Annotated in this window: 23 protein-coding genes; 11 read left to right on the top strand and 12 right to left on the bottom strand. The window is 67.2% G+C overall.

Translation table 11 applies throughout. The features are described from left to right. Nucleotides 1–29: 29 nt before the first annotated feature. From dsbG to CXK94_RS04815, 4 genes are read right to left on the bottom strand one after another with little or no spacing between them, the layout of a single operon-like run. Complete coding sequence (gene dsbG / locus CXK94_RS04830; RefSeq protein ID WP_102893501.1) at nt 30–797, bottom strand: thiol:disulfide interchange protein DsbG; 768 nt, start codon at nt 795–797, stop codon at nt 30–32. Further along, nucleotides 794–1,606 (bottom strand): TlpA family protein disulfide reductase, encoded by an 813-nt coding sequence (locus CXK94_RS04825; protein WP_102893500.1) that lies wholly within the window; start codon nt 1,604–1,606, stop codon nt 794–796. Before CXK94_RS04825 ends, dsbG begins: the two co-directional genes overlap by 4 nt. Nucleotides 1,607–1,647: 41 nt before the next feature. Continuing rightward, on the bottom strand, nt 1,648–3,012 hold the full coding sequence (locus CXK94_RS04820; protein ID WP_102893499.1) for a heavy metal sensor histidine kinase: 1,365 nt from the start codon (nt 3,010–3,012) through the stop codon (nt 1,648–1,650). Further along, complete coding sequence (locus tag CXK94_RS04815) at nt 3,009–3,692, bottom strand: heavy metal response regulator transcription factor (protein WP_037041548.1); 684 nt, start codon at nt 3,690–3,692, stop codon at nt 3,009–3,011. Before CXK94_RS04815 ends, CXK94_RS04820 begins: the two co-directional genes overlap by 4 nt. Nucleotides 3,693–3,845: 153 nt before the next feature. Here CXK94_RS04815 and CXK94_RS04810 point away from each other — a divergent pair, with 153 nt between their 5' ends. From CXK94_RS04810 to CXK94_RS04785, 6 genes are all read left to right on the top strand, one after another. Beyond that, nucleotides 3,846–6,206 (top strand): heavy metal translocating P-type ATPase, encoded by a 2,361-nt coding sequence (locus CXK94_RS04810; RefSeq protein WP_256045987.1) that lies wholly within the window; start codon nt 3,846–3,848, stop codon nt 6,204–6,206. A 78-nt stretch (nt 6,207–6,284) separates the two neighbouring features. Next, nucleotides 6,285–6,545: a heavy-metal-associated domain-containing protein gene (locus CXK94_RS04805; RefSeq protein WP_102893498.1), complete on the top strand. Its 261-nt coding sequence runs from the start codon at nt 6,285–6,287 to the stop codon at nt 6,543–6,545. A gap of 25 nt (nt 6,546–6,570) precedes the next feature. Then, entirely contained in the window at nt 6,571–7,017 is a 447-nt protein-coding gene (locus tag CXK94_RS04800; RefSeq protein ID WP_102893497.1) for a DUF411 domain-containing protein, read from the top strand. 343 nt (nt 7,018–7,360) lie between these two features. Then, the gene (locus CXK94_RS04795; protein ID WP_102893496.1) at nt 7,361–7,693 is read left to right on the top strand and encodes a hypothetical protein; all 333 of its coding nucleotides are present in this window, start codon (nt 7,361–7,363) and stop codon (nt 7,691–7,693) included. Nucleotides 7,694–8,056: 363 nt separating this feature from the next. After that, on the top strand, nt 8,057–8,638 hold the full coding sequence (locus CXK94_RS04790; RefSeq protein ID WP_219726483.1) for a C39 family peptidase: 582 nt from the start codon (nt 8,057–8,059) through the stop codon (nt 8,636–8,638). Continuing rightward, nucleotides 8,635–9,666 carry a hypothetical protein gene (locus CXK94_RS04785; RefSeq protein WP_102893494.1) on the top strand — a complete coding sequence of 344 codons (1,032 nt, stop codon included), beginning with the start codon at nt 8,635–8,637 and terminating at the stop codon, nt 9,664–9,666. The genes CXK94_RS04790 and CXK94_RS04785 overlap by 4 nt, the downstream gene beginning before the upstream one ends. 16 nt (nt 9,667–9,682) lie before the next feature. On the opposite strand, the gene CXK94_RS04780 is transcribed toward CXK94_RS04785, so the two are convergent. Next, nucleotides 9,683–10,387, bottom strand: coding sequence for a response regulator transcription factor (locus CXK94_RS04780; RefSeq protein WP_102893493.1), 705 nt, complete (start codon nt 10,385–10,387; stop codon nt 9,683–9,685). Between the two features lie 229 nt (nt 10,388–10,616). On the opposite strand from CXK94_RS04780, the gene CXK94_RS04775 reads away from it, so the two are divergent. The 4 genes from CXK94_RS04775 to CXK94_RS04760 are packed head-to-tail and all read left to right on the top strand — an operon-like array spanning nt 10,617 to nt 14,289. Beyond that, nucleotides 10,617–12,374 carry a copper resistance system multicopper oxidase gene (locus CXK94_RS04775; RefSeq protein ID WP_037041569.1) on the top strand — a complete coding sequence of 586 codons (1,758 nt, stop codon included), beginning with the start codon at nt 10,617–10,619 and terminating at the stop codon, nt 12,372–12,374. 11 nt (nt 12,375–12,385) lie between these two features. Continuing rightward, the gene (locus CXK94_RS04770) at nt 12,386–12,703 is read left to right on the top strand and encodes a hypothetical protein (protein ID WP_102893492.1); all 318 of its coding nucleotides are present in this window, start codon (nt 12,386–12,388) and stop codon (nt 12,701–12,703) included. Then, nucleotides 12,693–13,619: a copper resistance protein B gene (locus CXK94_RS04765; RefSeq protein WP_102893491.1), complete on the top strand. Its 927-nt coding sequence runs from the start codon at nt 12,693–12,695 to the stop codon at nt 13,617–13,619. The genes CXK94_RS04770 and CXK94_RS04765 overlap by 11 nt, the downstream gene beginning before the upstream one ends. Before the next feature lie 10 nt (nt 13,620–13,629). Beyond that, a complete protein-coding gene (locus CXK94_RS04760; RefSeq protein WP_102893490.1) occupies nt 13,630–14,289 on the top strand; it encodes a c-type cytochrome in 660 nt (219 codons plus the stop codon). A 62-nt stretch (nt 14,290–14,351) separates the two neighbouring features. Here CXK94_RS04760 and mdoH read toward each other — a convergent pair whose 3' ends face one another. The 3 genes from mdoH to bglX form a co-directional block, all read right to left on the bottom strand. After that, complete coding sequence (mdoH, locus tag CXK94_RS04755; protein WP_423835235.1) at nt 14,352–16,880, bottom strand: glucans biosynthesis glucosyltransferase MdoH; 2,529 nt, start codon at nt 16,878–16,880, stop codon at nt 14,352–14,354. Nucleotides 16,881–16,884: 4 nt separating this feature from the next. Further along, entirely contained in the window at nt 16,885–18,384 is a 1,500-nt protein-coding gene (locus CXK94_RS04750; RefSeq protein WP_037041577.1) for a glucan biosynthesis protein G, read from the bottom strand. Between the two features lie 289 nt (nt 18,385–18,673). After that, nucleotides 18,674–20,959, bottom strand: a complete 2,286-nt coding sequence (bglX, locus tag CXK94_RS04745) for a beta-glucosidase BglX (RefSeq protein WP_102893488.1) — start codon at nt 20,957–20,959, stop codon at nt 18,674–18,676. 196 nt (nt 20,960–21,155) lie between these two features. On the opposite strand from bglX, the gene CXK94_RS04740 reads away from it, so the two are divergent. Beyond that, on the top strand, nt 21,156–21,662 hold the full coding sequence (locus CXK94_RS04740) for a GNAT family N-acetyltransferase (RefSeq protein WP_102893487.1): 507 nt from the start codon (nt 21,156–21,158) through the stop codon (nt 21,660–21,662). A gap of 41 nt (nt 21,663–21,703) precedes the next feature. On the opposite strand, the gene wrbA is transcribed toward CXK94_RS04740, so the two are convergent. From wrbA to CXK94_RS04720, 4 genes are all read right to left on the bottom strand, one after another. Beyond that, nucleotides 21,704–22,303 (bottom strand): NAD(P)H:quinone oxidoreductase, encoded by a 600-nt coding sequence (gene wrbA, locus CXK94_RS04735; protein WP_037041584.1) that lies wholly within the window; start codon nt 22,301–22,303, stop codon nt 21,704–21,706. A 237-nt stretch (nt 22,304–22,540) separates the two neighbouring features. After that, nucleotides 22,541–23,080: a DUF3087 domain-containing protein gene (locus tag CXK94_RS04730; RefSeq protein WP_102893486.1), complete on the bottom strand. Its 540-nt coding sequence runs from the start codon at nt 23,078–23,080 to the stop codon at nt 22,541–22,543. 349 nt (nt 23,081–23,429) lie between these two features. Further along, the gene (locus CXK94_RS04725) at nt 23,430–24,140 is read right to left on the bottom strand and encodes an LrgB family protein (RefSeq protein ID WP_037041588.1); all 711 of its coding nucleotides are present in this window, start codon (nt 24,138–24,140) and stop codon (nt 23,430–23,432) included. Then, entirely contained in the window at nt 24,137–24,487 is a 351-nt protein-coding gene (locus tag CXK94_RS04720; RefSeq protein WP_102893485.1) for a CidA/LrgA family protein, read from the bottom strand. The genes CXK94_RS04725 and CXK94_RS04720 overlap by 4 nt, the downstream gene beginning before the upstream one ends. Nucleotides 24,488–24,685: the final 198 nt, after the last annotated feature.

Raw genomic sequence — 24,685 nt, 5'->3', positions numbered from 1 at the left:
TCTGGTGGCTTCGGCCATCCACCTTGCGTTTAGCGCGGGCCCATGATCAGGTCCAGGGCATCCGGTCGCGGCGCGCCCTGGTGCTGCTGCAGGCGGCCGTTGTCGTCGAGGTAGAAGATCGCCGGCGTGGCCTGGGCACCCAGTTCGCCCATCAGCATCAGGTTGTCGGTGAGCTGCCGTTCCAGTTCGGCAGGAATCTTATCCAGCGGCTTGAGCTTGCTCGCCTTGCCGGCTGCCTCGTGCGCGTTGAGCGCCGCCTCCGGCTCCTTGGCGCCGAGCAGCGCGGCGGACTTGCCGGCACTGTCCGCACGCAGCATGCCGACCATGATGTGGCGCAGCTGCACCTTGCCGGCCTCGACCCAGGGCCGCGCCTGTTTCCAGAACAGGTTGCAGTAGGGGCAGTTCGGGTCGCTGAACAGGTAGACGATGCGTGGCGCGTCGGCGCGTCCGTCGGCGATCCAGCTGCTGCCCTCCATGCGCGCCCACATCTCCTTGCCCAGCGGTTCGTAGACCAGCTTCTCCAGGTGCCCGCGGGTCAGGTCTTCGCCCTTGGCGTCGAGCAGGCTGCCGACCAGCACATGCTCGCCGTCGGGGGTGAGGTACAGCGCCATGCCCTGGCCGTTGTAGCGTGCGGCATAGCCCTGCAGCCCGCCGGGCGCATCGAAGCGGCCGACGACCTCGGCACCACGCGCTTCCACGGCCTTGATCGCCGCCGGCAGTTCCTCGGCCTGGGCCACGGGCAGGGCCAGCAGGCCGATGCCAGCCAGCAGATACGGTAACGGCTTGAGTTGAATCACTGCGCATCCTCTTTCAGTTTTGCCAACGCACGCGCCAGGCTGGCGTGCGAGAGTTCGCCGAGATGGCTGCCGACCTGGCGGCCCTCGGCGTCGTAGAACAGCGTCGTGGGCAGGGCCCTGGAGCCGACATGCTGGCCGAGGCGTCCACCGCCGTCGAGCAGTACGTTCTCCAGCCCCAGGTCCATCGCTTGCAGGAAGCGGTTGATCTCGCCCGCCCCCTCGCCTTGGTTGACGAAGAGGAACAGCGTATCGCGCTCGCGCGCCTGCGCTTCGGCCAGCACCGGCATCTCGCGACGGCACGGCGGGCACCAGGTGGCCCAGAGATTGATCACCAGGGGCTGGCCGACGTATGCCTCCAGCGCCACCGGCCGCCCCTGGCTATCGCGCAGGGCCATGTTCGGCAGGCGCGTGCCCTGCTCGAAGGAATGCCATGCCAGGCTGCCGAGGCCCCAACTCGCCACGCCGACCGCCAGCGCAATCCCCAGGGGCTTGCGCAGCGCCCGCTCGCGCCAGCACCAGCTGGCGCCCAGCGCCAGCGCGGCGAGCACGCCGGGCCAGGCGATGAAGCCGCCGTCGCGGATATCGATGAGCCGCCACCACGCCCCACGGTAATGCTCGAAATAGACGATCACGAAGGCCAGCCGCGCGACCAGCAGCGCCACCAGCAGCAGGCGGAACAGCTGCCGCTCCGGATTGCAGGCACTACGCCGGCCGACCCACCAGCCGCTCAGGGTCGCCAGCAGCAGGCTGCCCAGCAACAGCACATGGGGCACAGCAAGGGCCAGCGGCCCGATATTCACGGTCAGCATTCAGTCCTCTCGCACCTGTGTCATCTCAACGGCCCCGGAGCTCATGCGGGGAACTCCAGCCTGAACGTCGTGAGGCCCGCCGCCGACGAACAGCCGATCCGCCCGTGATGCGCCTCGACGATGGAGCGGGTGATGGCCAGCCCCAGCCCGGCATTGCTCGGGCCGCCTTCGCGCCGCGCCGGGTCGCCCCGGTAGAAGCGGTCGAACAGCCGGCCCAGATGCTCGGGGGCGATGGTCGCCCCGGGGTTGGCGACGCTCAGCGCCACCCCGTCGGCATCCTGCTCGATCAGCACCCGGATCGTCCCGCCATCCGGTGTGTAGCGCAGCGCGTTGGACAACAGGTTGGACAATGCCCGGCGCAGCATCGATCGATCCCCCGCCAGCGTCCCGGCCCCGGACTGCTCGAGATGGATGCCGCGCTCGTCGGCCGAGAGCTGGTAATAGTCCAGCAGCTGTTCGCACAGCTCGTGCAGCTCCACCGGCCGCGCATCGGGGATGATCAGCCCATTGTCGGCCTTGGCCAGGAACAGCATGTCATCGATCATCCGCGACATGCGCTGCAGCTCTTCCAGGTTGGAATGCAGGTTGTCCTGGTATTGCTCCACCGTTCTGGCCCGGGTCAGTGCCACCTCGGTGTGGGTCATCAGATTGCTCAGCGGCGTGCGCAACTCATGGGCGATGTCGGCGGAAAAGTTCGACAGCCGCACGAAGGCATCCTCCAGCCGCGCCAACATCGCGTTGAAGGCCTGCACCAGCTGTTCCAGCTCCGCCGGGATCGACTCGCCGGGGATGCGCTCGCGCAGGGATTTTGCCGAAACCGAGGCCGCCACCTGCGTGACCTCGCGCAACGGCCGCAAGCCGCTGCGCACCAGCAACCAGCCGAGCAGGGCGCTGACCAGCGCACAGAGCACCAGCGCGCTCCACAGCCAGCCGCTGAAGGTATGGAAGAACGCCCTGTGCACCGTGACGTCGAGCAGGATCAGCAGGGTCAGGCGCTGCCCGGCAACCTCGACGTGCCCCGCCTCGCCACGCCAGACCCGGCCGTCGACCTGCAGCTCGCCGCCCCCCTGCCCCGCCAGTTGCAACAGCCGGGTATCGAAGGGCGCGGGCCCAGGCGCCGGAAACAGCTGCCGGCCGCGATCGTCGAAAATGAACGCGGCCAGTCCGCCATGGCCGCCGAGCAGTGCCTGCAGCTGCGGGCGCAGCTCATCGAAGCGGCGCAGATCGTCCAGTCCACCGAGCAGGCCGCGGCCGGCCTCGAGTTTCTCGTGCAGCGTATGGCGGTCCAGCTCGTCGAAATGGTGCACGCTGAGCTGGTTGAAGAAGTAGCCGGCCGCGGCCAGCACACCGGTCACGGCGAGCATGAACATCAGGCTCAGGCGCGCCGTCAGCGACAGACGTTTCATGGTGCATCCGGCTCATCGAGCATGTAGCCCATGCCACGTGCGGTGTGGATCAGCTTGGGCTCGAAGCCGTCGTCGATCTTCGCCCGCAAACGACGAATCGCCACTTCGATGACGTTGGTGTCGCTGTCGAAATTCATGTCCCACACCTGCGAGGCGATCAGCGACTTGGGCAGCACCTCGCCACGCCGGCGCAGCAGCAGTTCCAGCAGGGCGAATTCCTTGGCGGTGAGGTCGATGCGCTGCCCGGCACGCATGGCCCGGCGCTTGAGCAGATCGACCTGCAAATCGGCGATCTTCAGCTGCGTCTGCAGGGCCGCCGCGTTGCCGCGGCGCAACAGCGTGCGCACCCGCGCCAGCAGTTCGGAGAAGGCGAACGGCTTGACCAGGTAATCGTCGGCGCCCAGTTCCAGCCCCTTGACCCGATCCTCGACGCGGTCGCGCGCGGTGAGGAACAGCACCGGCACCTCGCTGCCCGAAGCGCGCACCAGCCGCAGCACTTCCCAGCCGTCCAACCCCGGCATCATCACGTCGAGGATCAACAGATCGTACGGCGTGCTCAGTGCATGCTGCAGGGCGTCGGTGCCGCTGGTCACGCGGTCGACCGTGAAGCCCGCCTCGCTGAGCCCCTGTTGCAGGTAGGTCCCGGTCTTCGGTTCGTCTTCGGCAACCAGCAGTTTCATCGCATCGCCCTCATCCGGAGTTGCCCGAGTGTGACAGCCTCTGCGGCAAACCAACCAGAACGTTACAGAAAAGTAATGTTTCGATCAGCCTGGCGTAAGGCTGCCGGGGCTATGGTGGGGCCGCGATCACCTCAGCCACTTCGGAGGCTCGTCATGCCTGCTCGCCCCTCACCGCGCGACTCCCGGGAACCCGACCAGCGGCAGGCCGGCGAACAGCGCGTGCAGCACGATCCCGTCTGTGGCATGCCCGTGGAAAACGGCGGCCCGTTGCACGCCGTCCACGCGCGGCGCGACTACTACTTCTGCAGCCAGCGTTGCCTGGACCGGTTCGTTGCCGAGCCGCAGCGCTATGTGGCTGGCGCCATGGCGGCCGACGAGGCCTCGCTGGCCAGCGCGGAAGCGGCCGATCCCGGAGCCGAATACACCTGCCCGATGCACCCGGAAATCCGCCAGATCGGCCCCGGCACCTGCCCCAAGTGCGGCATGGCCCTGGAGCCGGTGATGCCGGAGCTGGAGGAACGGGAAAACCCCGAACTGCGCGATTTCAGCCAGCGCTTCTGGTGGACCCTGCCGCTGACGCTGATCGTCACCGTGCTGGCGATGGCCGGGCACTCGCTGGCCCTGTTCCATGGCGCCACGCAGAACTGGGTCGAGCTGGTATTGGCGACGCCGGTGGTGCTGTGGGCCGGCTGGCCGTTCTTCGTGCGCGGCGTACGTTCGGTCAGCCAGCGCAGTCCGAACATGTGGACGCTGATCGGCCTCGGCACGGCGGCGGCCTATCTCTACAGCCTGGTGGCGACCCTGGCACCCGAACTCTTTCCCGCGACCTTCGTGCAGGATGGGCGCATCGGCGTGTACTTCGAGGCCGCCGCGGTGATCATCTCGCTGACGCTGCTCGGCCAGATGCTCGAACTCAGGGCGCGCTCGCAGACCTCGGCGGCGATCAAATCCCTGCTCGGCCTGGCGCCGAAAACCGCGCGGCGCATCGCGGCCGACGGCAGCGAGCAGGACATTCCGCTGACCCACGTGCACAGCGGCGATCGCCTGCGCGTGCGCCCCGGCGAGAAGGTGCCGGTGGACGGCCGGGTGCTCGAGGGCGAAAGCGCGGTGGACGAGTCGATGCTCACCGGCGAGCCGCTGCCGGTGATGAAACACGCCGGCGACAGCCTGATCGGTGCCACGCTCAATACCCATGGCAGCCTGGTGATGGAGGCGCAGAAAGTCGGTTCGGCGACCATGCTCGCGCAGATCGTGCAGATGGTCGCCCAGGCCCAGCGCAGCAAGGCGCCCATGCAGCGCCTGGCCGATGTGATCGCCGGCTACTTCGTGATGGTGGTGATCCTGGTCGCCGTGCTGACCTTCCTCGGCTGGGGCCTGTTCGGCCCGCAGCCGAGCTGGGTGTTCGGTCTGATCAATGCGGTGGCGGTGCTGATCATCGCCTGTCCCTGCGCGCTCGGCCTGGCGACGCCGATGTCGGTGATGGTCGCCACCGGCAAGGCCGCCGGCAGCGGCGTGCTGTTCCGCGATGCCAGCGCCATCGAGAACCTGCGCAAGGTCGACGTGCTGATCGTCGACAAGACCGGCACCCTCACCGAAGGCCGGCCGGCGTTCCATAGCGTGGTCGCCGCCTCCGGCTTCGACGAGGAACAGGTGCTGCAACTGGCGGCCAGCCTCGACCAGGGCAGCGAACACCCGCTGGCGCACGCCATCGTCGAGCGCGCGCGACAAGCCGGCGTCACGCTCAGCCCGACCGAGACCTTCGAATCCGCCTCGGGCATCGGAGTACGTGGCCGGGTCGACGGCCGGCAACTGCTGCTGGGCAACACCACCCTGCTGGACGAAGCCGGCGTCGATGCCACGCCGTTGCAGGCCCGCTCCGAAGAGCTGCGCGCCGAGGGCGTGAGCATCATGTACTTGGCGGTGGATGGCAGGCTGGCCGGGCTTCTCGCGGTGGCCGATCCGATCAAGCCCACCTCCAGGCAGGCGGTCGAGCACCTGCAGGCGGCCGGCGTGAAGGTCATCATGGCCACCGGCGACGGGCTCACCACGGCACGCGCGGTGGCGCGCCAGATGGGCATCGAAGAAGTCCACGGCGAAGTCAAGCCGCAGGACAAGGAGCGCCTCGCCGCCACCCTGCAACAGGCCGGGCACCGCGTGGCGATGGCCGGCGACGGCATCAACGACGCTCCCGCGCTGGCCCGTGCCGATGTCGGCATCGCCATGGGCACCGGCACCGACGTGGCGATGAACAGCGCCCAGGTCACCCTGGTCAAGGGCGACCTGCTGGGCATCCTGCGCGCCCGCAGCCTGTCGATGGCCACGGTGCGCAACATGCACCAGAACCTGACCTTCGCCTTCCTCTACAACAGCCTGGGCATTCCGTTGGCCGCCGGCCTGTTCTATCCGCTGACCGAGCACCTGCTGTCGCCGCTGATCGCCGCCCTGGCGATGAGCGTGAGTTCGGCCTCGGTGGTGTTCAACGCACTGCGCTTGCGCAAGGCGGGCATTGACTGAATGCTTGACATTGACACCATGTCAAGGTTGAGCATTCAGCCAGGTCGCAAGGGTATCGGCCATGGGAGAACGAACAGCATGAACACGAGCACGTTGAAGATTTCCGGCATGAGCTGCGGCGCCTGCGCCAGGCACGTCAGCGAGGCACTCGAGCCGCTGGCCGGCGTCACCACGGTGGATGTGGACCTGGCCGCCGGCCTCGTCCGCATCGCTGGCACGGCCACCCGCGATGCGTTGATCGCGGCACTCGATGCCGCCGGCTACCCGGCCGAAGCCGTCGCGGATGCGCCTCCCCGGAAAACCGCTTGCGGCGCCAGCGCTGGCTGCTGCTGCCACTGAAACAAACCTCGACCTGGAGAACAGCATGAAACCTTACCTCACCGCCGTCGCCGCCCTGCTGATGAGCGGCGTGGCCCACGCCGCCGACGTCATCGACGTGCACCGGGACGCCAACTGCGGCTGCTGCAAGGACTGGATCAAGTACCTCGAGGCCAACGGTTTCGAAGTGCGCGACCATGTCGAAAGCGACATGCCGGCGGTCAAGCAGCGCCTCGGTGTCGTGCCGCGCCTGGGCTCGTGCCATACCGGGGTGATCGACGGCAAGTTCATCGAAGGCCATGTGCCGGTGGCCCAGATCCGCGAGCTGAAGACCCGTGACGACCTCGCCGGCATCGCCGTACCCGGTATGCCGGCCGGCTCGCCAGGCATGAACTACGGCCAGCCGCACCAGCGTTACCAGGTGATCGCCCTGACCGTCGAAGGCCGCGATCAGGTGCTGGCCGACTACCTGGGCCCCCAGCCGGTCCGCTGAGTTCGGTCGAGCGTACATGGCGGCGCCCGGAGGGACTGGCCACCCGGCCGCCGCCGTGATGAGTCGCCAGTTAATCCGGAGCCGGTCGCCCGCCATGGGAGAAATCTCCCTCCCGAAGAGCTGCCGGCTGGCCTTTTCCTCCCCCTCGAAAAGAGGAAAGGGCTCCCATATACGAAACGCAGCGCAACGCTAGCTTTAGATTCACCCGGGCAATCAGTCGACTAGCCAACCGACGGCCCGATGCAGCCGGGCAACCATCCGGCGGACAGCATGTTTCACCCCACCGCGGGGCGGGGCGTGAAACGAACGCAGCAATGCTCCGCAACCTGGCAAGGAGATGAAGATGGACACCAAGCGGAAAACCCTGGCCACCGCAGTTGCGCTGGCCGGATTACTGGGTGCAGGTGCAGCGCTGGCCGACGGACCGATGCGCCTGACCGAACCGCAAATGGATCAGATGGTTGCAGGGGCACTCGTGTCCGAGAGCACCACCTACGAGTATTTCCATGGCTATTCCAACAACCCGGCAAGCGAGGCGAGCAACGGCACCAGCACTTACGCCACCACCACGCAGGTATGGTGCCCCGGCGCATCGGTGACCTGTGCAACCCCGGCCCAAACCACCATGGTAGGAGACCCCGTCCTGATCGACGGCCCCGGCAACAGCTTCCCCTGACCGTGCCCGGGCCCTGGCGGCTGTGCTGAGACGGGCGCGGCAGCGAGGGCCTTGTCATCCAGATGCTCCACCTCAGGCCATGCCGTTCACAGGTTCCTGTGAACGGCATTGTTGCGACTGGCATATGGATCGTGACGACCTTGCGCCTGTCCGCCAGCGGCCCGGCCGGCATTCATACTGGCACAATGCAGGCCATGGTTTCCCGGTCTAAGCTTGATACACAGACGCTTTGGCCCCGATCGTCCTGACCCCTCAGCGTGGGAAAGGATACGTTCGCCAGGCAGCTCGAGGGGATGTAACCGGTGCCTGGCCTTGCCCGAGCCGGGCATCGAAAGGCAGGGATCACAGGGAGTCGACGCCGCCATGAGTTCGTTGCCCGACCGCTTGCCCGAGGCGCTCCAGGCGATGGCAATCGCCATCCTCACCGCCGCGACACTTGCTCCCTGCGCCAGCCTCGCGGACACCCCCGCCTTGCGCATCGAATCGCTCAAGGAAATGCGGGAGAAAGCGGTGGTCATGCAGCAATGGGAGACCAGCTGCGCAGCCGCCTCGCTGGCCACCGTGCTGACCTACGGCTTCCAGGACCCGGTGAGCGAGCGCTACGTCGCCGCGACCATGCTCAAGGGAACCGAGCCGGCCAAGGTGCGTGCGCGTGGCGGCTTCTCGCTATTGGACATGAAGCGCTTCGTCGAACAGCGGGGCTACGCCGGCGATGCCTACCGGAACCTGGCCCTCGAGGACCTGAAACTGTTCCACGCGCCGATCGTCCCGATCCAGATCCGTGGTTTCAATCACTACGTCGTGCTGAATGCGGTTACCGAGCGTGAGGTACTGCTCGCCGACCCGGCCTTCGGCAATCGCCGCATGTCGCTGGCACGCTTCAATGAAGTCTGGCTGCAAGGCCTGGCTTTTGTCGTATCCCCCCAGTTGAGGTCAGCGCCATGAGCCATTCAGTTCGCCTGTCGACCATCGCCCTGGCTATGGCGGTAGCGGCGCCAGTATGCGCCGAGACCGCCGATGAACTGCGCCAGCAGCTCGAGGCGCAGAAGGCCCTCAACGCGCAGCTGCGCCAGCGGGTTGCCGCCCTCGAAAGCCAGCTCGCCGGGGCGCAGCCGCAACCGGCCTTGCGTGCGCCCGAAAGCAGGGCCCCGGTGATCGAGCCGGACAGCCCGGAGGCCACCACGGCCATCGAGGAGGCGCTGGTATCGCGGGGGCTGATCCTGCTGCCATCCGGCGCCTTCCGCGTGACGCCCAGGTTCACCTGGGTACATTCGGGCTCGGACAACTATCGGGACCGTAGCGACAGCTACATCGGTAGCCTGGGCGGCCAGGCGGGCTTGCCCTGGGGCATGGCGTTCAGCGCCTCCATACCCTATACGCACCGCAATACCTCGATCGGATCGAACAGCGGGGTAGGCGACCTGGTACTGGAACTTGCCAAGAAACTGAACAACGAGACGCAGCACCTGCCCTCGTTCGTCGCCGCCCTGAGCTACTCGCATGACAACGGCGACGATGCCTTCGAACCGGTTCCGATCAGCTATGGCTTCCGCAGCGTGGCGGGCTCGCTTTCGGCGCTCAAGCGTCTCGACCCGGTAGCGCTCTACGGCGGGTTGGCGTACAGCCATGCATATTCGAAGCATGTCAGGGCCGACAACCTGCTCGGGGAGCGTCCCTTCTCCGGACGTATCGCTCCCGGCGACAGCTGGGCCTATCGCCTGGGCGCATCCTTGGCCGCCACGCCGGACATTAGCCTGGACGCTTCGCTGTCAGGAGCCTTCATCGAAGGGGCCGATATCCACTCCAGCGCTACCGGCAAGCGTACGCTTTCCCGGGCGACCATCGCGTCGCTGAACCTGGGGGCCACCTTCATGCTCAGCCGGGACCTGGCGCTGCAACTGTCCGCGTCGGCAGGCGCGACCGACGATTCGCCGGACTACAGCTTCTCCGTGGCCCTGCCCTACCGCTTCTGAGCAAGGCCGGGCCTTCCTATCGAAGCTTCGGCGGGGCTGGAGGCATGTCCAGCCCGTGGCGCTGGGCAAAGACGAACAACCCCAGCCGGCTGGTGACTCCGAGCTTGCCGTAGATAGAGGTCAGATGATTGCGCAGCGTGTGTTCGCTGATATGCAGTTTCTGCGCGACCTGAACCGCAGACATCGCCGTGTACCTCGACAGGGCTGCAACGATCTCCCGTTCGCGCTCGGTGAGCGACGTTATCCGCTGCGACTCAGGGTCAGGCACGCGAGCCGGTACACGGGACAGGCAATCGGCCAGAATCCGCCCGGTGGTCGCACGGTCCAGCCAGAGCTGCCCCTGGACCACCTTGGTGATCGCCGTGACGATCAGCTCTGCCGGCTCCGCCATTTCGAGCACCCCGCAAGCCCCGCAGAGCACGGCCTGGCCATGCACCGACCTGTCCTGCAGCGTAGTCATCACCAGCAGCTTTGCCGGCGATTGCGCCCTGAACCAGGAAATGGCATCGAAGCCACTCTGCATGGCCAGATCGATACCAAGCAGGACGACGTCGGGGGCGGTCTTGTTCAGCAAGGCAAGCGCATCAGCAGGGCTGGTCGCGCTACCGACGACCTCCATGGCAGGCTTCGCATCCCCGATGAGCTTTTCCAGAGCCCAGAGAATGCAACGATGGCCGTCGACAACCAGAACGCGGATCGGCCCAGAGCGCTCAGTACTCATCGAAAATCCCTTCCGTGAGAATCATGCACTGCACTTGAGTATAAGCGCAGATATCGAAGGCTTCGCTCCGAGGTGCCAAACCTGCCCGCGTGCCCGCCCTGCAAGCTGACCGAACCGTAATCTTGCGCTCAGCCTCCTGTCAGCGCAGGCACGCTATGGTTGTCCTGCTCCCTGCGTTCACCTCGCGGCAACACTGCTCGAACATCCCGATCGACCGAACAGGACCAGCATGCAATTCACCAGTTCCCGGCGCACCTTCGTCAAAAGCCTGGCCGTTGGCGGCGCCCTCGCCGGCTTCGGCCTGTGGCGCCAGCCCGTCTGGGCGCTGACCAGCCCCGGCCAACCCACGGTGCTCAGCGGCACCCGGTTCGACCTGAGCATCGACTCGATGACGGTGGACTTCAGCGGCCGCCGACGCACCGCCATGGCCATCAACGGCAGCATTCCCGGCCCGCTGCTGCGCTGGCGCGAGGGCGACAGCGTGACCCTGCGCGTGCGCAACCGCCTGCCGCAGGACACTTCCATCCACTGGCACGGCATCCTGCTGCCGGCCAACATGGACGGCGTGCCCGGCTTCAGCTTCGCCGGCATCGCGCCGGACGGCATGTACGAGTACCACTTCAAGGTCAAGCAGAGCGGCACCTACTGGTACCACAGCCATTCGGCCTTCCAGGAACAGCTCGGCGTCTACGGCCCGCTGGTCATCGACCCGCTCGAGCCGGAACCCTTCGCCTACGACCGCGACTACGTGGTGTTCCTCTCCGACTGGACCGACGAGAGCCCGGCACGGGTGCTGGCCAAGCTGAAGAAGCGATCGGACTACTACAACCAGGGCCGCCGCACCCTCGGCGACTTCATCGGCGACGTCGCCGACAAGGGCTGGCGCGAGGCCTTCGGCGAGCGCTGGGCCTGGGCCAGGATGAACATGTCGCCCACTGACCTGGCCGATGTCAGCGGCGCCACCTACACCTACCTGCTCAACGGCCAGGCGCCGGACGGCAACTGGACCGGCCTGTTCCAGCCGGGCGAGCGCATTCGCCTGCGCCTGATCAACGGCTCGGCGATGAGCTACTTCGATTTCCGCATTCCCGGGCTCAAGCTCACCGTGGTCGCCGCCGACGGCCAGCACATCGAGCCGGTAACAGTGGACGAGATTCGCCTGGCGGTGGCGGAAACCTATGACGTGATCGTCGAGCCCGACGCCAGCCAGGACGCCTACACCCTGTTCGCCCAGGCCATGGACCGCAGCGGCTACGCGCGTGGCACCCTGGCCCGCCGTGCAGGCCTGCAGGCGCCGGTGCCCGGGCCGGACCCGCGGCCGGAACTGAGCATGGCGGACATGGGCCACGGCGATCATGCCGGCCATGGCGCCCCTGCACCGGCCGGGCCGGGGCATGCCGCCATGGATCATGGACAGATGGATCACGCCGCCATGCCCCATGGCACCACCGGCAGCCCGGCAATGCAGGCGCATCCGGCCAGCGAGCAGGGCAATCCGCTGGTGGACATGCAGACCATGATGCCGGTGGCGAAGCTGGACGACCCCGGCATCGGCCTGCGCGACAATGGTCGCCGCGTGCTGACCTACGCCGACCTGCGCAGCGCCTTCGCCGATCCGGACGGCCGCGAGCCGAGCCGCACCCTCGAACTGCACCTGACCGGGCACATGGAGCGCTTCGCCTGGTCGTTCGACGGCATCCCCTTCGCCGACGCCGAGCCGATCCGCCTGAAGTACGGCGAGCGGGTACGCCTCGTGCTGGTCAACGACACCATGATGCACCACCCCATCCACCTGCACGGGATGTGGAGCGACCTGGAAGACGAGCACGGCAATTTCAAGCTGCGCAAGCACACCATCGACATGCCGCCCGGCGCCAGGCGCAGCTACCGCGTCACCGCCGATGCCCTCGGCCGCTGGGCCTACCACTGCCACCTGCTGATGCACATGGACCTCGGGATGTTCCGCGAAGTCCGCGTAGAAGAATGACGGAGAAGCACATGAACACTCGCAAACACAATGCCCTGCTCGCCTTCGGCCTGACCGCCACCCTCAACCTCGGCACCGCCTATGCGCAGAGCGAACACGACGGCCACCATCCGCAGAACGCCCCGGCCGAACAGGCGGCGCCACAGGCCACCCTGCCCAAGCCCGGCCAGGGCGGCATGATGCAAGGCATGGATCACGACAAGATGATGCAGATGCACGATGAGCACATGGGCAAGGGGCAGATGATGGACCACAGCAACATGGGCCAGGGCGGCATGGGCAACGGCATGAACAAGGACGCCGGCCAGGGCAAGCCGCATGATCACTAAGACGCTGCCCGTCGCCCTTGCCCTCGGCCTGGCCGCCACGGCGAGCCAGGCACAGCAGCTCATGGACCACTCCGGCCATGCCATGCCGTCGGCGCACGAGCAGGCACCTTCCCCGCAGATGGAGCATGGCCAGATGGGCCATGGCGACATGGATCACGGCTCGATGGCGCATCCGCCGGCCACCGGCATCCCACCGGGCCAGGAACCGCGTTCGCCGATCCCCACCCTCACCGAGGCAGACCGTGCCGCTGCCTTCCCCGCCCTGCCGCCGCACCGGATGCACCAGGGCGGCAGCCACTTCCTCTTCCTCGCCGACCAGTTGGAATGGCAGGACGCCGACGACGGCAGTGCGCTGGCCTGGGACATTTCCGGCTGGCTCGGTGGCGACGTCGACCGCCTGGCCTTCCGCTCCGAAGGCGAGCGCACCGACGGCCATACCGAAGAGGCCGAACTGCAACTACTCTGGAGCCACGCCATCGGCCCCTGGTGGGAAACCGTCGCCGGCGTGCGCCAGGACTTCAAGCCCGGCTCGGCGCAGACCTGGGCCGCGTTCGGCGTGCAGGGCATGCCGGTGTACGGCCTGGAAACCGAGGCCACCGCCTTCCTCGGCGAAGGCGGCCAGAGCGCGCTGCGCCTGGAGGCCGACTACGACATCCTGCTGACCCGGCGCTGGGTGCTGCAGCCGACCGCCGAGCTCAACCTGCATGGGCGCAACGACGAAGCCCGCGGCGTGGGGGCCGGCCTCAGCGAGGCCAGCGTCGGCCTGCGCCTGCGCTACGAAATCACCCGACAGTTCGCCCCCTACGTCGGCCTGAGCTGGAACCGCGCCTACGGCAATACTGCCGACATCCTGCGCGCCAATGACGAAGACATCAGCGAAACACGTCTACTGGCGGGCATCCGTTTCTGGTTCTAAGGTCCAGCGCATGAAAACCATTCTGACGACACTGGCGGCGGTCGCCCTGGCCACGGCGATTGGCGGTGCCGCGGTGGTGTATTCCGGCATCATCGATGTCGCAGCCGATACCCCGCATGCCGCCCCCCTGCACGCCTTGCTGGAAACCACCCGCAAGTACGCCATCGCGGCGCGCGCCAAGGACATCGAGGTGCCCGGCCTGGACGCCGCCGAACTGATCCGCTCCGGGGCCGGCAACTACGACGCCATGTGCATCGGCTGCCATCTCGCGCCCGGGGTCGCCTCCAGCGAATTGAGCCAGGCCCTCTATCCCGCCCCGCCGAACCTCGCCAAGGCAACGGCCGATGGCGATCCGGCGATCCGTTTCTGGATCATCAAGCACGGCATCAAGTCCACCGGCATGCCGGCCTGGGGCAAGTCCATGGACGATCGCTACATCTGGGGCCTGGTCGCCTTCCTCGAGCGGCTGCCATCGCTCTCCGCCCAGGAATACCAGAGCCTGGTGGCATCCAGCGCGGGCCACCAGCATGGCGGTGGGGAAAGCGACAGGCACGCACCGGGGACAGCAGGCCATGAAGCCGGCACGAACCACGCGGGGCACCCGCATCCGGCCGAGCCCGAGGCGGCGACGGTTCATCGTCACGCCGATGGCAGCCAGCACCGGCACTGATCGCCCTGGGCACGGGGCCGCCCCTGCGGGCGTACCCCCGTGCCGCGGCCGCTATGCCCGGCTCACGACTCCTTCGCGGCGCAGCGGCGGTAGGCGTCGCACCAGGCCTGGTAGCGCGGGTCCTGCCAGACACGCAGGTGCAGGCTCGCCATGCCGTCGGGATCGTTGAGCAGGCGCCAACGTGCCGCTTCGGCATTGCCTTCGGGGCCGGCATCGAGGATCTGCTGCATGCGCTGCTCGCGCAGCGCCTCGGCAGCGGCCACCCGCTTGGCGTGACGCGCCCGCGCCATGCCGCACACCAGCGCGTTGTAGAGCGGGTCCACCGTGGCGGCGAGGAAGCCCTCATGCAGGGCAGCGTCCTGGTTCTGCCGGGTATAGCGATCGGTTGCGGCCAGCTCCGGCGGCGGATTGAACTCCTCCGGAATCAGGAACAGCTTGCGGCGCAACGCGGCCAGCCCCAGCCCCGTGCGACTGGTGATCACCGAGACCGGCGCCGACAGCATCAGCGACACCACGATCGGCGCCAGCCACCAGAGGAAGGCCGGATCGAGCCAGGCCACCAGCGCCGTCCAGAGCACGCCCAGCAGCATCTGCGAGCCGTGCCGGCGCAGCGCTTCGCCCCAGGGCGTGGCGTTGTCGGCGCGCTGCGGCGACTGCCATTGCACCGACCAGCCGAGGAACGCCGCGGTGACGAACACCGTGTGGAACAGCATGCGCACCGGCGCCGCCAGCATCGAGAACAGCGATTCGAGGATCATCGACAGCAACAGCCGCAACCGCCCGCCATACTCGTGCGCACCCTGGATCCAGATCAGCAGCACGCTGAGCAGCTTGGGCAGGAACAGCAGGGTCAGCGTGGCGGTGAACAGCGCGATGGCTTCCTCCGGATGCCAGCGCGGCCACAGCGGGTAGAGCTGGTTCGGCTGCAGGAAATACTCCGGCACCATCAGCGTGTGGATCGCCAGCAGCCCGGTGGACAGCGCCAGGAACACGAACCACAGCGGCGCGGAGAGGTAGGACATGACCCCGGTGAGGAACACGAAGCGGTGCACCGTGTGCATGCCCTTGACCAGGAACAGGCGGAAGTTCATCAGGTTGCCGTGGCACCAGCGGCGGTCGCGCTTGAGTTCGTCGAGCAGGTTGGGCGGCAGTTCCTCGTAGCTGCCCGGCAGGTCGTAGGCGATCCACACGCCCCAGCCGGCGCGGCGCATCAGGGCCGCCTCGACGAAGTCGTGGGAAAGGATGTCGCCGGCGAACGAGCCCTTGCCCGGTAGCGGCGCCAGCGCGCAGTGCTCGATGAAGGGTTTGACCCGGATGATCGCGTTGTGCCCCCAGTAGTGCGATTCGCCCAGCTGCCAGAAGTTGAGGCCGGCAGTGAACAGCGGACCGTAGACCCGCGTGGCGAACTGCTGCATCCGCGCGTAGAGGGTGTCCATGCCCGAGGCCTTGGGCGCCGTCTGGATGATGCCGGCGCCAGGGTTGGCTTCCATCAGCCGCACCAGGCTGGTCAGGCAGGCGCCGCTCATCACGCTGTCGGCATCGAGCACCACCATGTAGCGGTAGCTGCTGCCCCAGCGGCGACAGAAGTCGTCGATGTTGCCGCTCTTGCGCTTCACCCGGCGCCGGCGCCGGCGGTAGAAGATGTGGCCGAAGCCGTCGACCTCGCGGCACAGCTCCAGCCAGGCCTTCTGCTCGGCCACGCAGGTATCCGGGTCGTTGCTGTCGCTGAGCACGAAGATGTCGAAATGCTCGATCTGCCCGGTGGCCAGCAGCGATTCGTAGGTGGCGCGCAGGCCGGCGAACACCCGCGGCACGTCCTCGTTGGCAATCGGCATCACCAGCGCCGTGCGCGCCTCGCGCGGGATCGGCTCGTCGCCCAGCGTGCTGGCGGAGATGTTGTAGCGGTCACGCCCCTTGAGCAGCTGGAAAAAACCCATCAGCGCCGTCCAGAAGCCCACCGAGACCCAGCAGAACAGCAGCGCGAACAGCAGCAGGATGCTGGTCTGCACCACATACGGCAGGATCTGCCGCGCCGACTCCTGCCAGGGTTGCTGGAACACCTCCTGCAGGTCCACCAGCGCCCAGCCCTGATAGGGCAGCACCGACTTCATGTGCCAGGTGGCGAAGACCGTCTGTAGCAGCATCAGCAGCAGCAGGACGGTGCGGCGGAAACCGGCCACCCTGCGCCAGCCGGAACGATCCATCTCGACCGGCGGCGGCATGTCCACCGCCCGGTTCTTCTTGCGCAGCAAGCGCCACCAGCTCAGCCGCAGCACGTTGGTATGCCAGGGCTCGGGCACCATCCGGGTGCGCACGATTGGCGGCGTCGACTGGATGCAGATACGGTCCTGGTGATCGCGCGCGAGCGCCCGGCCACGCTCCAGGGTCTCGCCCCAGCCGAGCCTCAGGCGCGCGACGACCGAGCCCAGCACTCCGGCACCGCCGGCAATGGCCGGTGCACGACGCGCCAGGACCCGGTGCACGTCTTCCAGCTCGCCCCCCTCGTGGGTCACCTCGCGAACCAGGGCCTGGCGCTCGTCTTCGGCGAGTGGCAGTTGATCGATATAGCGCCCGCTAAGGGGAGGCAGCACCGGATTATTCATGGATCGGTATCTGATAGCTCCAGGTTTCGGAAAGCGTCGTCTCGCCGTCCACCAAGGCTGCGCGCAGCTCCACCGGTCGGGCCGGGTCGCGCACCTTCAGCCTCAAGGTCAACCGCCAGCCCTTGCTCACCGGGTTGTGGCGCAGGTTGTTCTCCACCAGTTCGGCGTTGTTGTCGACGCTCACCCGCGTGGACACCGGGGCGTCCGCCGGCAGCCCGGCCAGGTTCGGTCCGGCGAAATCGACGATCAGCGCCATGCTGCCGTCGGGCTGGCGGATCAGGTTCGACTGCTTGACGTCGCCGGTCGACAGCCGCGTCTGGCTGACCCAGGCCAGCGCCGGATCGTGCAGCGCCGGCTCGTCCATGGTGAAGTGCAGGCGGTAGGCGAAATCCAGCGGCTCGCGCGGCTCCGGTCGCTCTTCGGGGACCCAGAACGCGACGATGTTGTCGTTGGTTTCGTCCGGCGTGGGGATTTCCACCAGCTCGACGTGGCCCTTGCCCCAGTCGCCGCTCGGCTCGACCCAGGCGCTCGGGCGCAGCTCGTAGCGATCATCGAGATCCTCGTAGCGGCCGAAGTCCCGGGTGCGCTGCAACAGACCGAAGCCACGCGGATTCTCCACGCTGTAGCTGCTGATCGCCAGGCGCTTGGGGTTGTTCAGCGGACGCCAGATCCACTCGCCGTTGCCGGCCTGAATGGCCAGCCCTTCGGAGTCGTGGAGCTGCGGCCGGTAGTTGAGTTGCCGGCTCGGCTGGTTGGCGCCGAACAGGTACATGCTGGTGAGTGCGCCGATGCCGAGCTTTTCCACCGGCTCGCGCAGATAGACCCGCGCCTGCACGTCGACGGTGCTGTCCTTGCCCGGCGTGACCACCATGCGATAGGCGCCGGTCGCGCGCGGCGAATCCAGCAGTGCATAGATCACCAGGTTGCGCCGGTCGGCCTCCGGCCGCTCGATCCAGAACTCGCGAAAGTGCGGGAATTCCTCGCCGCTGGGCAGCGCCGTGTCGATCGCCAGCCCGCGGGCCGACAGGCCGTAGACCTGGCCCTTGCCGACCACGCGGAAGTAGCTGGCGCCCAGCAGCGTGATCAGCTCGTCCGCCTTGTCCGGCGCGTTCAGCGGATAGAGCACCTTGAAACCGGCGAAGCCGAGGTTTTCCAGCGCCGCCGGGTCGACCTGCACGTTGCCGAAATCGAACATCTCGGGATCGTAGCGCACCCGTTCGACGCCCTTGGCGGTGATTTCGTTGATCCTCACCGGCACGTCGAAATGCATGCCCTGGTGGTAGAACTGCACCTCGAACGGCGTCTGCGCCTCGTGCCAGAGCGCCTTGTCGCCACGAAAGCGCAACTGCTGGTAGTCGGCGAAGGCCATCTCCCGGAACGCCGCCGGCAGGTTGCTCTGCGGCGCGGTGTATCCCGCCGCCGCCAGCTTCTCGGCCTTTTGCGCAACGTCATCGAGGTTGAACGCCCAGCCGCGGCCCGCGAGCAGGCTCATGGACAGGCCCAGCGCCAGAGCCCATACCCGGCTTTTACCGGCGCCCGTTGCCAAATGAATGGTTCGTGACACATCCCCTCCTGTCGAATCGCGATTACGCCGGGCCGTCGATCGGCCCGCTTGCTCGTTGGTCTGCTGCCAGCGGTAATGATTCCCGCGCTAATCGAGGCGGCGCATCATCCCACGCCGGACACGAGCCGGATAGATACCCCGAAACGTCCCGTGCAGGCGCGTGCCAGCGGTCGCCCCGCCGCCTGCGCAGCAGCCTTGGACCGGGGCCTGGCGCGATTCATTGCAGCTCGAAACGCAGGCTTTGCACCCGCTGCGAATCGAGGCCGATCTGCACCTCGAATTCGCCCGCCTCTGCCACCCGCTGCAGCTGGGCGTCGACGAACTTCAGGTCGTCCTCATCGATGCTGAAGCGGACTTCCCGCTCTTCGCCGGCCTCGAGCAAGACCTTGCGAAAGGCCTTGAGTTCTTTCACCGGGCGAATCACCGATGCCACCCGGTCCTGGATATATAGCTGGACCACGGTCGCGCCGCTTCGCTGACCGACGTTCTTCACCTTCACGCGCGCCTGCACTGTTTCCCCGCGTCTGAGAGTGGAGCTGGACAAGCTGACATCGGACAACGCGAAGCGGGTATAGCTCAAGCCGTAGCCGAACGGGTACAGCGGGCCGGTAGGCTCCTCGAAATACTGCGAGGTGTAGTTGCCCGGCTTGCCCTCGACGTATGGCCGCCCGACGCGGAGGTGGTTGTAGTAGGTCGGGATCTGCCCCACCGAGCGCGGGAAGGAAATCGGCAGCTTGCCCGAAGGGTTGTAGTCGCCGAACAGCACGTCGGCGATGGCGTGGCCGCCCTCGGTGCCGCTGAACCAGGTTTCGACGATCGCATCGGCGTTGGCCTTCGCCCAGCCGAGCTCCAGCGGCCGGCCGTTCATCAGCACCAGTACCAGCGGCTTGCCGGTCTCTTTCAGCGCTTCGAGCAGGCGCTGCTGGCCGGGCGGAAGCTGCAGGCTGGTGCGACTCGACGACTCGTGCGACATGCCGCGCGACTCGCCCACCGCAGCGACGATCACGTCGGCCTTCTGCGCGACGGCAAGCGCTTCGGCGATCATCTCGGCGGGGGAACGCGGGTCCTGCACGACCTCCGTGACGTCCCAGTTGAGCTGGTTCAGGTAGTCGACCATGTGCGGGTCGTCGGTCACGTTGGCGCCCCGCGCATACAGCAGTTCCGCCGCCTCGCCCAGCGCCTCGCGCATGCCCTGGCGCAGGGTCACCGATTGCCGGGCGATACCGGCGGCGGACCAGCTGCCCAGCATGTCGAGCGGCGAATCGGCCAGCGGGCCGACCAGGGCGATGCTGCCGTGCTTCTTCAGCGGCAGGATCCGCCCGTGGTTCTCCAGCAACACGAGCGACTGGCGCGCAACGGCTCTCGCTGCGGCGCGATGCAGGCGGCTTTCGGCATTGACGTCCTGCGGATCGTCCTTGGCGGCGCCGATGCGCCGATAGGGATCGTGAAACAGGCCCATGTCGTACTTGGCACCCAGCACCTCGCGCACCGCCGCATCGACCACGTCGATCCCGACCTCGCCCGAACGCACCAGGGCCGGCAGCTCGTCGCGATACAGCGTGTCGGCCATGCTCATGTCGATGCCCGCCTCGATCGCCAAGCGGGCCGCCTCGCGACCGTCGCGCGCGACGCCGTGGCGCAGCAGCTCGCTGATCGCGCCGTGATCGCTGACGGTCATGCCGCGAAAGCCCCAGTCGCGGCGCAACAGGTCGCGCAGCAACCAGCGGTTGGCGCTCGCCGGCACGCCGTTGATGGCGTTCAGCGCCACCATCACGCCGCCGGCCCCGGCATCGATGGCGGCGCGGTACGGCGGCAGGAAATCCTGGTGCATGCGCATCGGGCTCATGTCCACCACGTTGTAGTCGCGTCCGCCCTCGACCGCCCCGTAGAGGGCGAAATGCTTGACGCTGGCCGTGATGCTGTCCGGTGCCGCCGGCGACTCGCCCTGGTAGGCTTTGACCATGGTGCGGGCGATTTCCGAGACCAGGTAGGGGTCCTCGCCGAAACCTTCGGAGGTGCGCCCCCAGCGCGGATCGCGGGAGATGTCGACGGTGGGCGCGAAGGTCATGTCCAGGCCGTCGGCACTGGCCTCGATGGCCGCCACCCGGCCGCTGTGGGCGATGGTGTCCAGGTCCCAGCTCGACGCCAGTCCCAGCCCGATGGGAAAAATCGTCCGGTGGCCATGCACCACGTCGTAGGCGAAGAAGATCGGAATCTTCATCCGGCTGCGCAATGCAGCATCCTGCAAGGGCCGATTGTCATGGCGGGTGACCGTGTTGAAAGTGCCGCCGATCTGCCCCGCCGCCAGTTCCTCGAGCATCCGCGAGCGCGGCATGTCCCCGCCGATACTGATCAGCCGCAGCTGGCCGATCTTTTCCTCGAGGGTCATCCGCTCGATCAGGTCGTCAATGAAGGCTCCTTTCTCGTTCGGCGAAGGGACGGTCGCGGCAGCAGCATGAAGCGAAAAGCCGGCGAGCAAGCCGAGCAGATACATCCGTTTCATTGAAATGTGTTCCAGGCAGGCGGGCATTTGGCGCTTCGCTCGTACCGGGACGGCGCCGAGCAGTGCGCGTGCCGAGTATGAATCGCCCAGCCGGGTACAAACCAGAGGCGCTCGCGGAGAAATTGCTATTCTCGCCTACCCCGCGCCCGCCGAGGCGCACGCAACCGCCCCGATGCGACCACCACTGGAGCAACGCATGCGCCGACTCGCCACGCCAGCCGACTTCGACCGCGTCTACGACATCTACATGCATGAGGAAGTGGTGCCCTTTCTCGGCTTCGAGCCGATGCCCCGCGAGGCCTTCGCCAGGGTCTTCGACCCGTTATTCGAAAGCGGCTGCTTCTACGTGTTCGAGGTCGAGGGGCAGGTCCAGGGGTTCTACAAGGCGCAGCGCCATATCGGCCGCGCCGCCCATGTCGTCTACCTGGGGACGCTGGCGGTGGCGCCGGCGGCGAAAGGCCGCGGCGTGGCGCAGATGATGATGGGCGATGCCCTGGCCCGGCTGCGCGCCGCCGGTATCCGCCGCGTCGAACTGACGGTCGAGGCGGACAATCCGCGTGCGATTGCCTTCTACGAGCGCTTCGGATTCGTACGCGAGGGCACCCAGCGGGCCGCATACAAACGCGCGAGCGACGCAGGCTATGTGGACGAGCTGATGTATGGCCTTTTGCTGGAGCCTCTACAGGCCTGCCCAGCAGGCTGATGCGGCGCCGGACGGCCAGCCTCCGGCACCGCCTCGGTCGCTCAGCCTTTCAGCTTGCTGGCGATCTTGGCCACATGCTCGCCCTGGAAGCGGGCGATGGTCAGTTCCTTGGCCGACGGCTGGCGGGAGCCGTCGCCCCCGGCAATGGTCGAGGCACCATAGGGCGTGCCGCCGTTGGTCTCGGAGATATCGAAGAATTCACTGATGCCGTAGCCGGTCGGCACGATGATCATGCCGTGGTGCGCCAGCGTGGTCCAGGTGGAGGTGATGGTCATCTCCTGGCCGCCGCCGGTGCCGGTCGAGGTGAACACGCTGGCGACCTTGCCATGCAGCGCGCCATTGACCCAGAGGCCGCCGGTCCGGTCGAGGAAATTGCGCATCTGCCCGGACATGTTGCCGAAGCGGGTCGGCGTGCCGAAGATGATCGCATCGTAGCCGGGCAGCTCGGCCGGATCGGCTATCGCCGCGGCCTGCTCGACCTTGCCGCCGGCATTCCTGAACGCATCCTCCGGCATGGTTTCCGGCACACGCTTGATGACCACCTCGGCGCCCGGCACGCGACGCGCGCCCTCGGCCACCGCATTGGCCATGGTTTCGATGTGGCCGTACATCGAGTGATACAGCACGAGAATCTTCGCCATCTGGTGTTCCTCCTGGGGTGAAACGCAAACCTGCTGGTGAATAACCATAGCTCGTGAAAACGCCTGGTCACGTCCGCTCACGAGAGCGCCGCGCTCTCAGGCGTGACGGGGCGGATGATGTATTCGCCCCAGCCTCGAATGGTTGCAATTTCATACCGATAAACATCGACCAGTTCGATACGAACCAGCCGACACCGGAGGACTTGCCCGCTGGCCACGAAGCGCGGCCAGGCTGCCTTAGCTGGAGGCGCCGAAGCGCTTCACCGCCTCCAGCCAGGCCGGATCCAGCCGGCGCTGGTCGATGTCCATGCCCAGCGCCTGCATGGCTTCGCGATGCCGGTCGATCTCGGGGACCATCTCGCTGAGGGCGCTGGAGTTGGCATCCAGCTGGTGCATCTGCGTCATGCCCAGGTGGTAGAAGCGCAGCAGGCGCATGGCCGTGGGGTCCTGCGCGGCGACGCCGGCCTTCAGGTGATGCATCAGGTTGGTGATGCTCATCAGGCTGCGCTTGAGCCGCCAGCCGTAGACCGCCGCGGCCATCCACGGCTGCCGCCAGTACAGCTGGCGCACCAGCGCCACCGTCAGCAGCAGGCCGGCCAACACACCGCCGATGTTCCAGCGCAGGTTGTCGCCGCCCGGCTCGCCGAACAGCGCCACCGCCGCCGTCGCCAGCCCCATGGCCAGCACCGCGAAGGTCGCGATGACGATCAGCGTGCTGCGCCGCGTCTGCTGACGGTACGCCTCCGCGTTCATCGGCTCGATCTCGAATACCAGCATGTCGGATTTCCTGCAGGGCTAATGGCGGCGCGCATTATTGCAGACTACAGGTCTGCCCGAGGCTCAAAGCATCGCCCCGAGGGCGAGGCTCCCACAAGAACAGCAAGCCCACGCCGAACCGATGGGAGGCACGCCCTCGCGGCGACTGCAGGCCGCTGGACTGCCAGAAGCCCAAAAGCATCGCCCCGAGGTCGGGCCTCCCACAGAAGCAGCCTGTGCACACCGAACCCTGTGAGGCGCGCCCTCGCGGCGATTGCAGGCCGCAGGACTGCCTGAGGCTCAAAGCATCGCCCCGAGGTCGGGCCACAAAAGTAGCCGGAGCATGCCGCGGACCCTGTGGGCGCGCCTATCACCCCAGCGCGAACGGCAGCAACAACGCGATCAGGATGCCCAGCAGGCTCATCCCCAGCGCGGCGAAGGCGCCGCATTCGTCGCCCTCCTCCAGCGCCCTGGCCGTGCCGATGGCATGGGCATTGATGCCGTAGCTCAGGCCACGCGCCGCCGGATGCTCGACCCCTGCCCAACGCAGCAGCAACGGGCCCAGCGCGGTGCCGATGACGCCGGTGAGCATGACGAACACCGCCGCCAGCGAAGCCATGCCGCCGAGTTGCTCGGCCACCAGCATGGCGATCGGCATGGTCGCGGATTTCGGCGCCAGGCTCATCAGCACCGGCAGCTGCGCGCCCAGCGCCCAGGCGATCAACAGGGTCAGCGCCACGCAGAGCACGCCACCGACCAGCAGGGTGACGAGGATCGGCCAGAACAACTGTTGGATGCGCCGCAGATGTCGATACAGCGGTACCGCCAGCGCCACCGTCGCCGGGCCCAGCAGCATGGCGATCAACGCGGCGCCCTCGCGGTAGCGCGCATAGTCCATGCCGACCAGCGTCAGCGTGGCGACCACCAGCAGCATCCCCACCATCACCGGTTGCAGCACCAGCCAGCCGCTGCGCCGGTACAGCACGAGCGCCAGTTGGAAGGCAATCAGCGTCAGCGCCACGGAAAACAGCGGGTGCTCCACCAGCGTCAGCCAGAACGCGCGCAGGTCGAGCGTGTTCATGTCCGGTCCTCCTGCCGGCGAATGAGCCACTGCATCAGCCAGCCACAGAACGGCACGGTGACCAGCAGCGACAGTACCAGGCCCGCCGCGATGGCGGGCAGGTCGTCCAGCAGCGCGGCGCCGCTGGTCATGATCCCGGCCGCCGGCACGATCAGCAGCAGCGGCAGATACTGCAGCAGCAGCGCAGCGGTCTTCTCCAGCGGCTCGGGGATGCCGCGGCGCAACAGCAACAGGCCGAACAGCAAGACCATGCCGATGATCGGCCCCGGCAATGCCGGTACCAGCAGGTTGAGCATGCCGCCGAGCAGTTGCAGCAGCACCAGCCAAGTCAGGCCCTTGATGATCATCGGACTGCCTCCAGCCGCTGGTAACGCTCGTCGTGATACATGACATTCCCCCTTCGCTGACCGGCCAAAAGGTATCGACTATGGCTGTAGCTTCCATTGCGCAACAGGTGCAGATGCGCACGAAAAATACGGATCAGTCGAGTTGCGGACGGTTTCGCTGATACAGGTCAACCGTCGCCCCATGGAAGCCTGATAGGC

It is taken from the genome of Stutzerimonas stutzeri, assembly GCF_002890915.1.
Lineage (GTDB): Bacteria > Pseudomonadota > Gammaproteobacteria > Pseudomonadales > Pseudomonadaceae > Stutzerimonas > Stutzerimonas stutzeri_AF.
Note: the sequence above shows the minus strand (reverse complement) of the source record. Positions and strands in the feature narration are given on the sequence as shown.

Excerpts from the sequence above, each read along its gene's own strand:
- CXK94_RS04825 (WP_102893500.1), bottom strand. The coding sequence starts at position 1,606 with ATGCTGACCGTGAATATCGGGCCGCTGGCCCTTGCTGTGCCCCATGTG.
- CXK94_RS04820 (WP_102893499.1), bottom strand. The coding sequence starts at position 3,012 with ATGAAACGTCTGTCGCTGACGGCGCGCCTGAGCCTGATGTTCATGCTC.
- CXK94_RS04815 (WP_037041548.1), bottom strand. The coding sequence starts at position 3,692 with ATGAAACTGCTGGTTGCCGAAGACGAACCGAAGACCGGGACCTACCTG.
- CXK94_RS04810 (WP_256045987.1), top strand. The coding sequence starts at position 3,846 with ATGCCTGCTCGCCCCTCACCGCGCGACTCCCGGGAACCCGACCAGCGG.
- CXK94_RS04805 (WP_102893498.1), top strand. The coding sequence starts at position 6,285 with ATGAACACGAGCACGTTGAAGATTTCCGGCATGAGCTGCGGCGCCTGC.
- CXK94_RS04800 (WP_102893497.1), top strand. The coding sequence starts at position 6,571 with ATGAAACCTTACCTCACCGCCGTCGCCGCCCTGCTGATGAGCGGCGTG.
- CXK94_RS04795 (WP_102893496.1), top strand. The coding sequence starts at position 7,361 with ATGGACACCAAGCGGAAAACCCTGGCCACCGCAGTTGCGCTGGCCGGA.
- CXK94_RS04790 (WP_219726483.1), top strand. The coding sequence starts at position 8,057 with ATGAGTTCGTTGCCCGACCGCTTGCCCGAGGCGCTCCAGGCGATGGCA.
- CXK94_RS04785 (WP_102893494.1), top strand. The coding sequence starts at position 8,635 with ATGAGCCATTCAGTTCGCCTGTCGACCATCGCCCTGGCTATGGCGGTA.
- CXK94_RS04780 (WP_102893493.1), bottom strand. The coding sequence starts at position 10,387 with ATGAGTACTGAGCGCTCTGGGCCGATCCGCGTTCTGGTTGTCGACGGC.
- CXK94_RS04775 (WP_037041569.1), top strand. The coding sequence starts at position 10,617 with ATGCAATTCACCAGTTCCCGGCGCACCTTCGTCAAAAGCCTGGCCGTT.
- CXK94_RS04770 (WP_102893492.1), top strand. The coding sequence starts at position 12,386 with ATGAACACTCGCAAACACAATGCCCTGCTCGCCTTCGGCCTGACCGCC.
- CXK94_RS04765 (WP_102893491.1), top strand. The coding sequence starts at position 12,693 with ATGATCACTAAGACGCTGCCCGTCGCCCTTGCCCTCGGCCTGGCCGCC.
- CXK94_RS04760 (WP_102893490.1), top strand. The coding sequence starts at position 13,630 with ATGAAAACCATTCTGACGACACTGGCGGCGGTCGCCCTGGCCACGGCG.
- CXK94_RS04750 (WP_037041577.1), bottom strand. The coding sequence starts at position 18,384 with ATGAGCCTGCTCGCGGGCCGCGGCTGGGCGTTCAACCTCGATGACGTT.
- bglX (WP_102893488.1), bottom strand. The coding sequence starts at position 20,959 with ATGAAACGGATGTATCTGCTCGGCTTGCTCGCCGGCTTTTCGCTTCAT.
- CXK94_RS04740 (WP_102893487.1), top strand. The coding sequence starts at position 21,156 with ATGCGCCGACTCGCCACGCCAGCCGACTTCGACCGCGTCTACGACATC.
- wrbA (WP_037041584.1), bottom strand. The coding sequence starts at position 22,303 with ATGGCGAAGATTCTCGTGCTGTATCACTCGATGTACGGCCACATCGAA.
- CXK94_RS04730 (WP_102893486.1), bottom strand. The coding sequence starts at position 23,080 with ATGCTGGTATTCGAGATCGAGCCGATGAACGCGGAGGCGTACCGTCAG.
- CXK94_RS04725 (WP_037041588.1), bottom strand. The coding sequence starts at position 24,140 with ATGAACACGCTCGACCTGCGCGCGTTCTGGCTGACGCTGGTGGAGCAC.
- CXK94_RS04720 (WP_102893485.1), bottom strand. The coding sequence starts at position 24,487 with ATGATCATCAAGGGCCTGACTTGGCTGGTGCTGCTGCAACTGCTCGGC.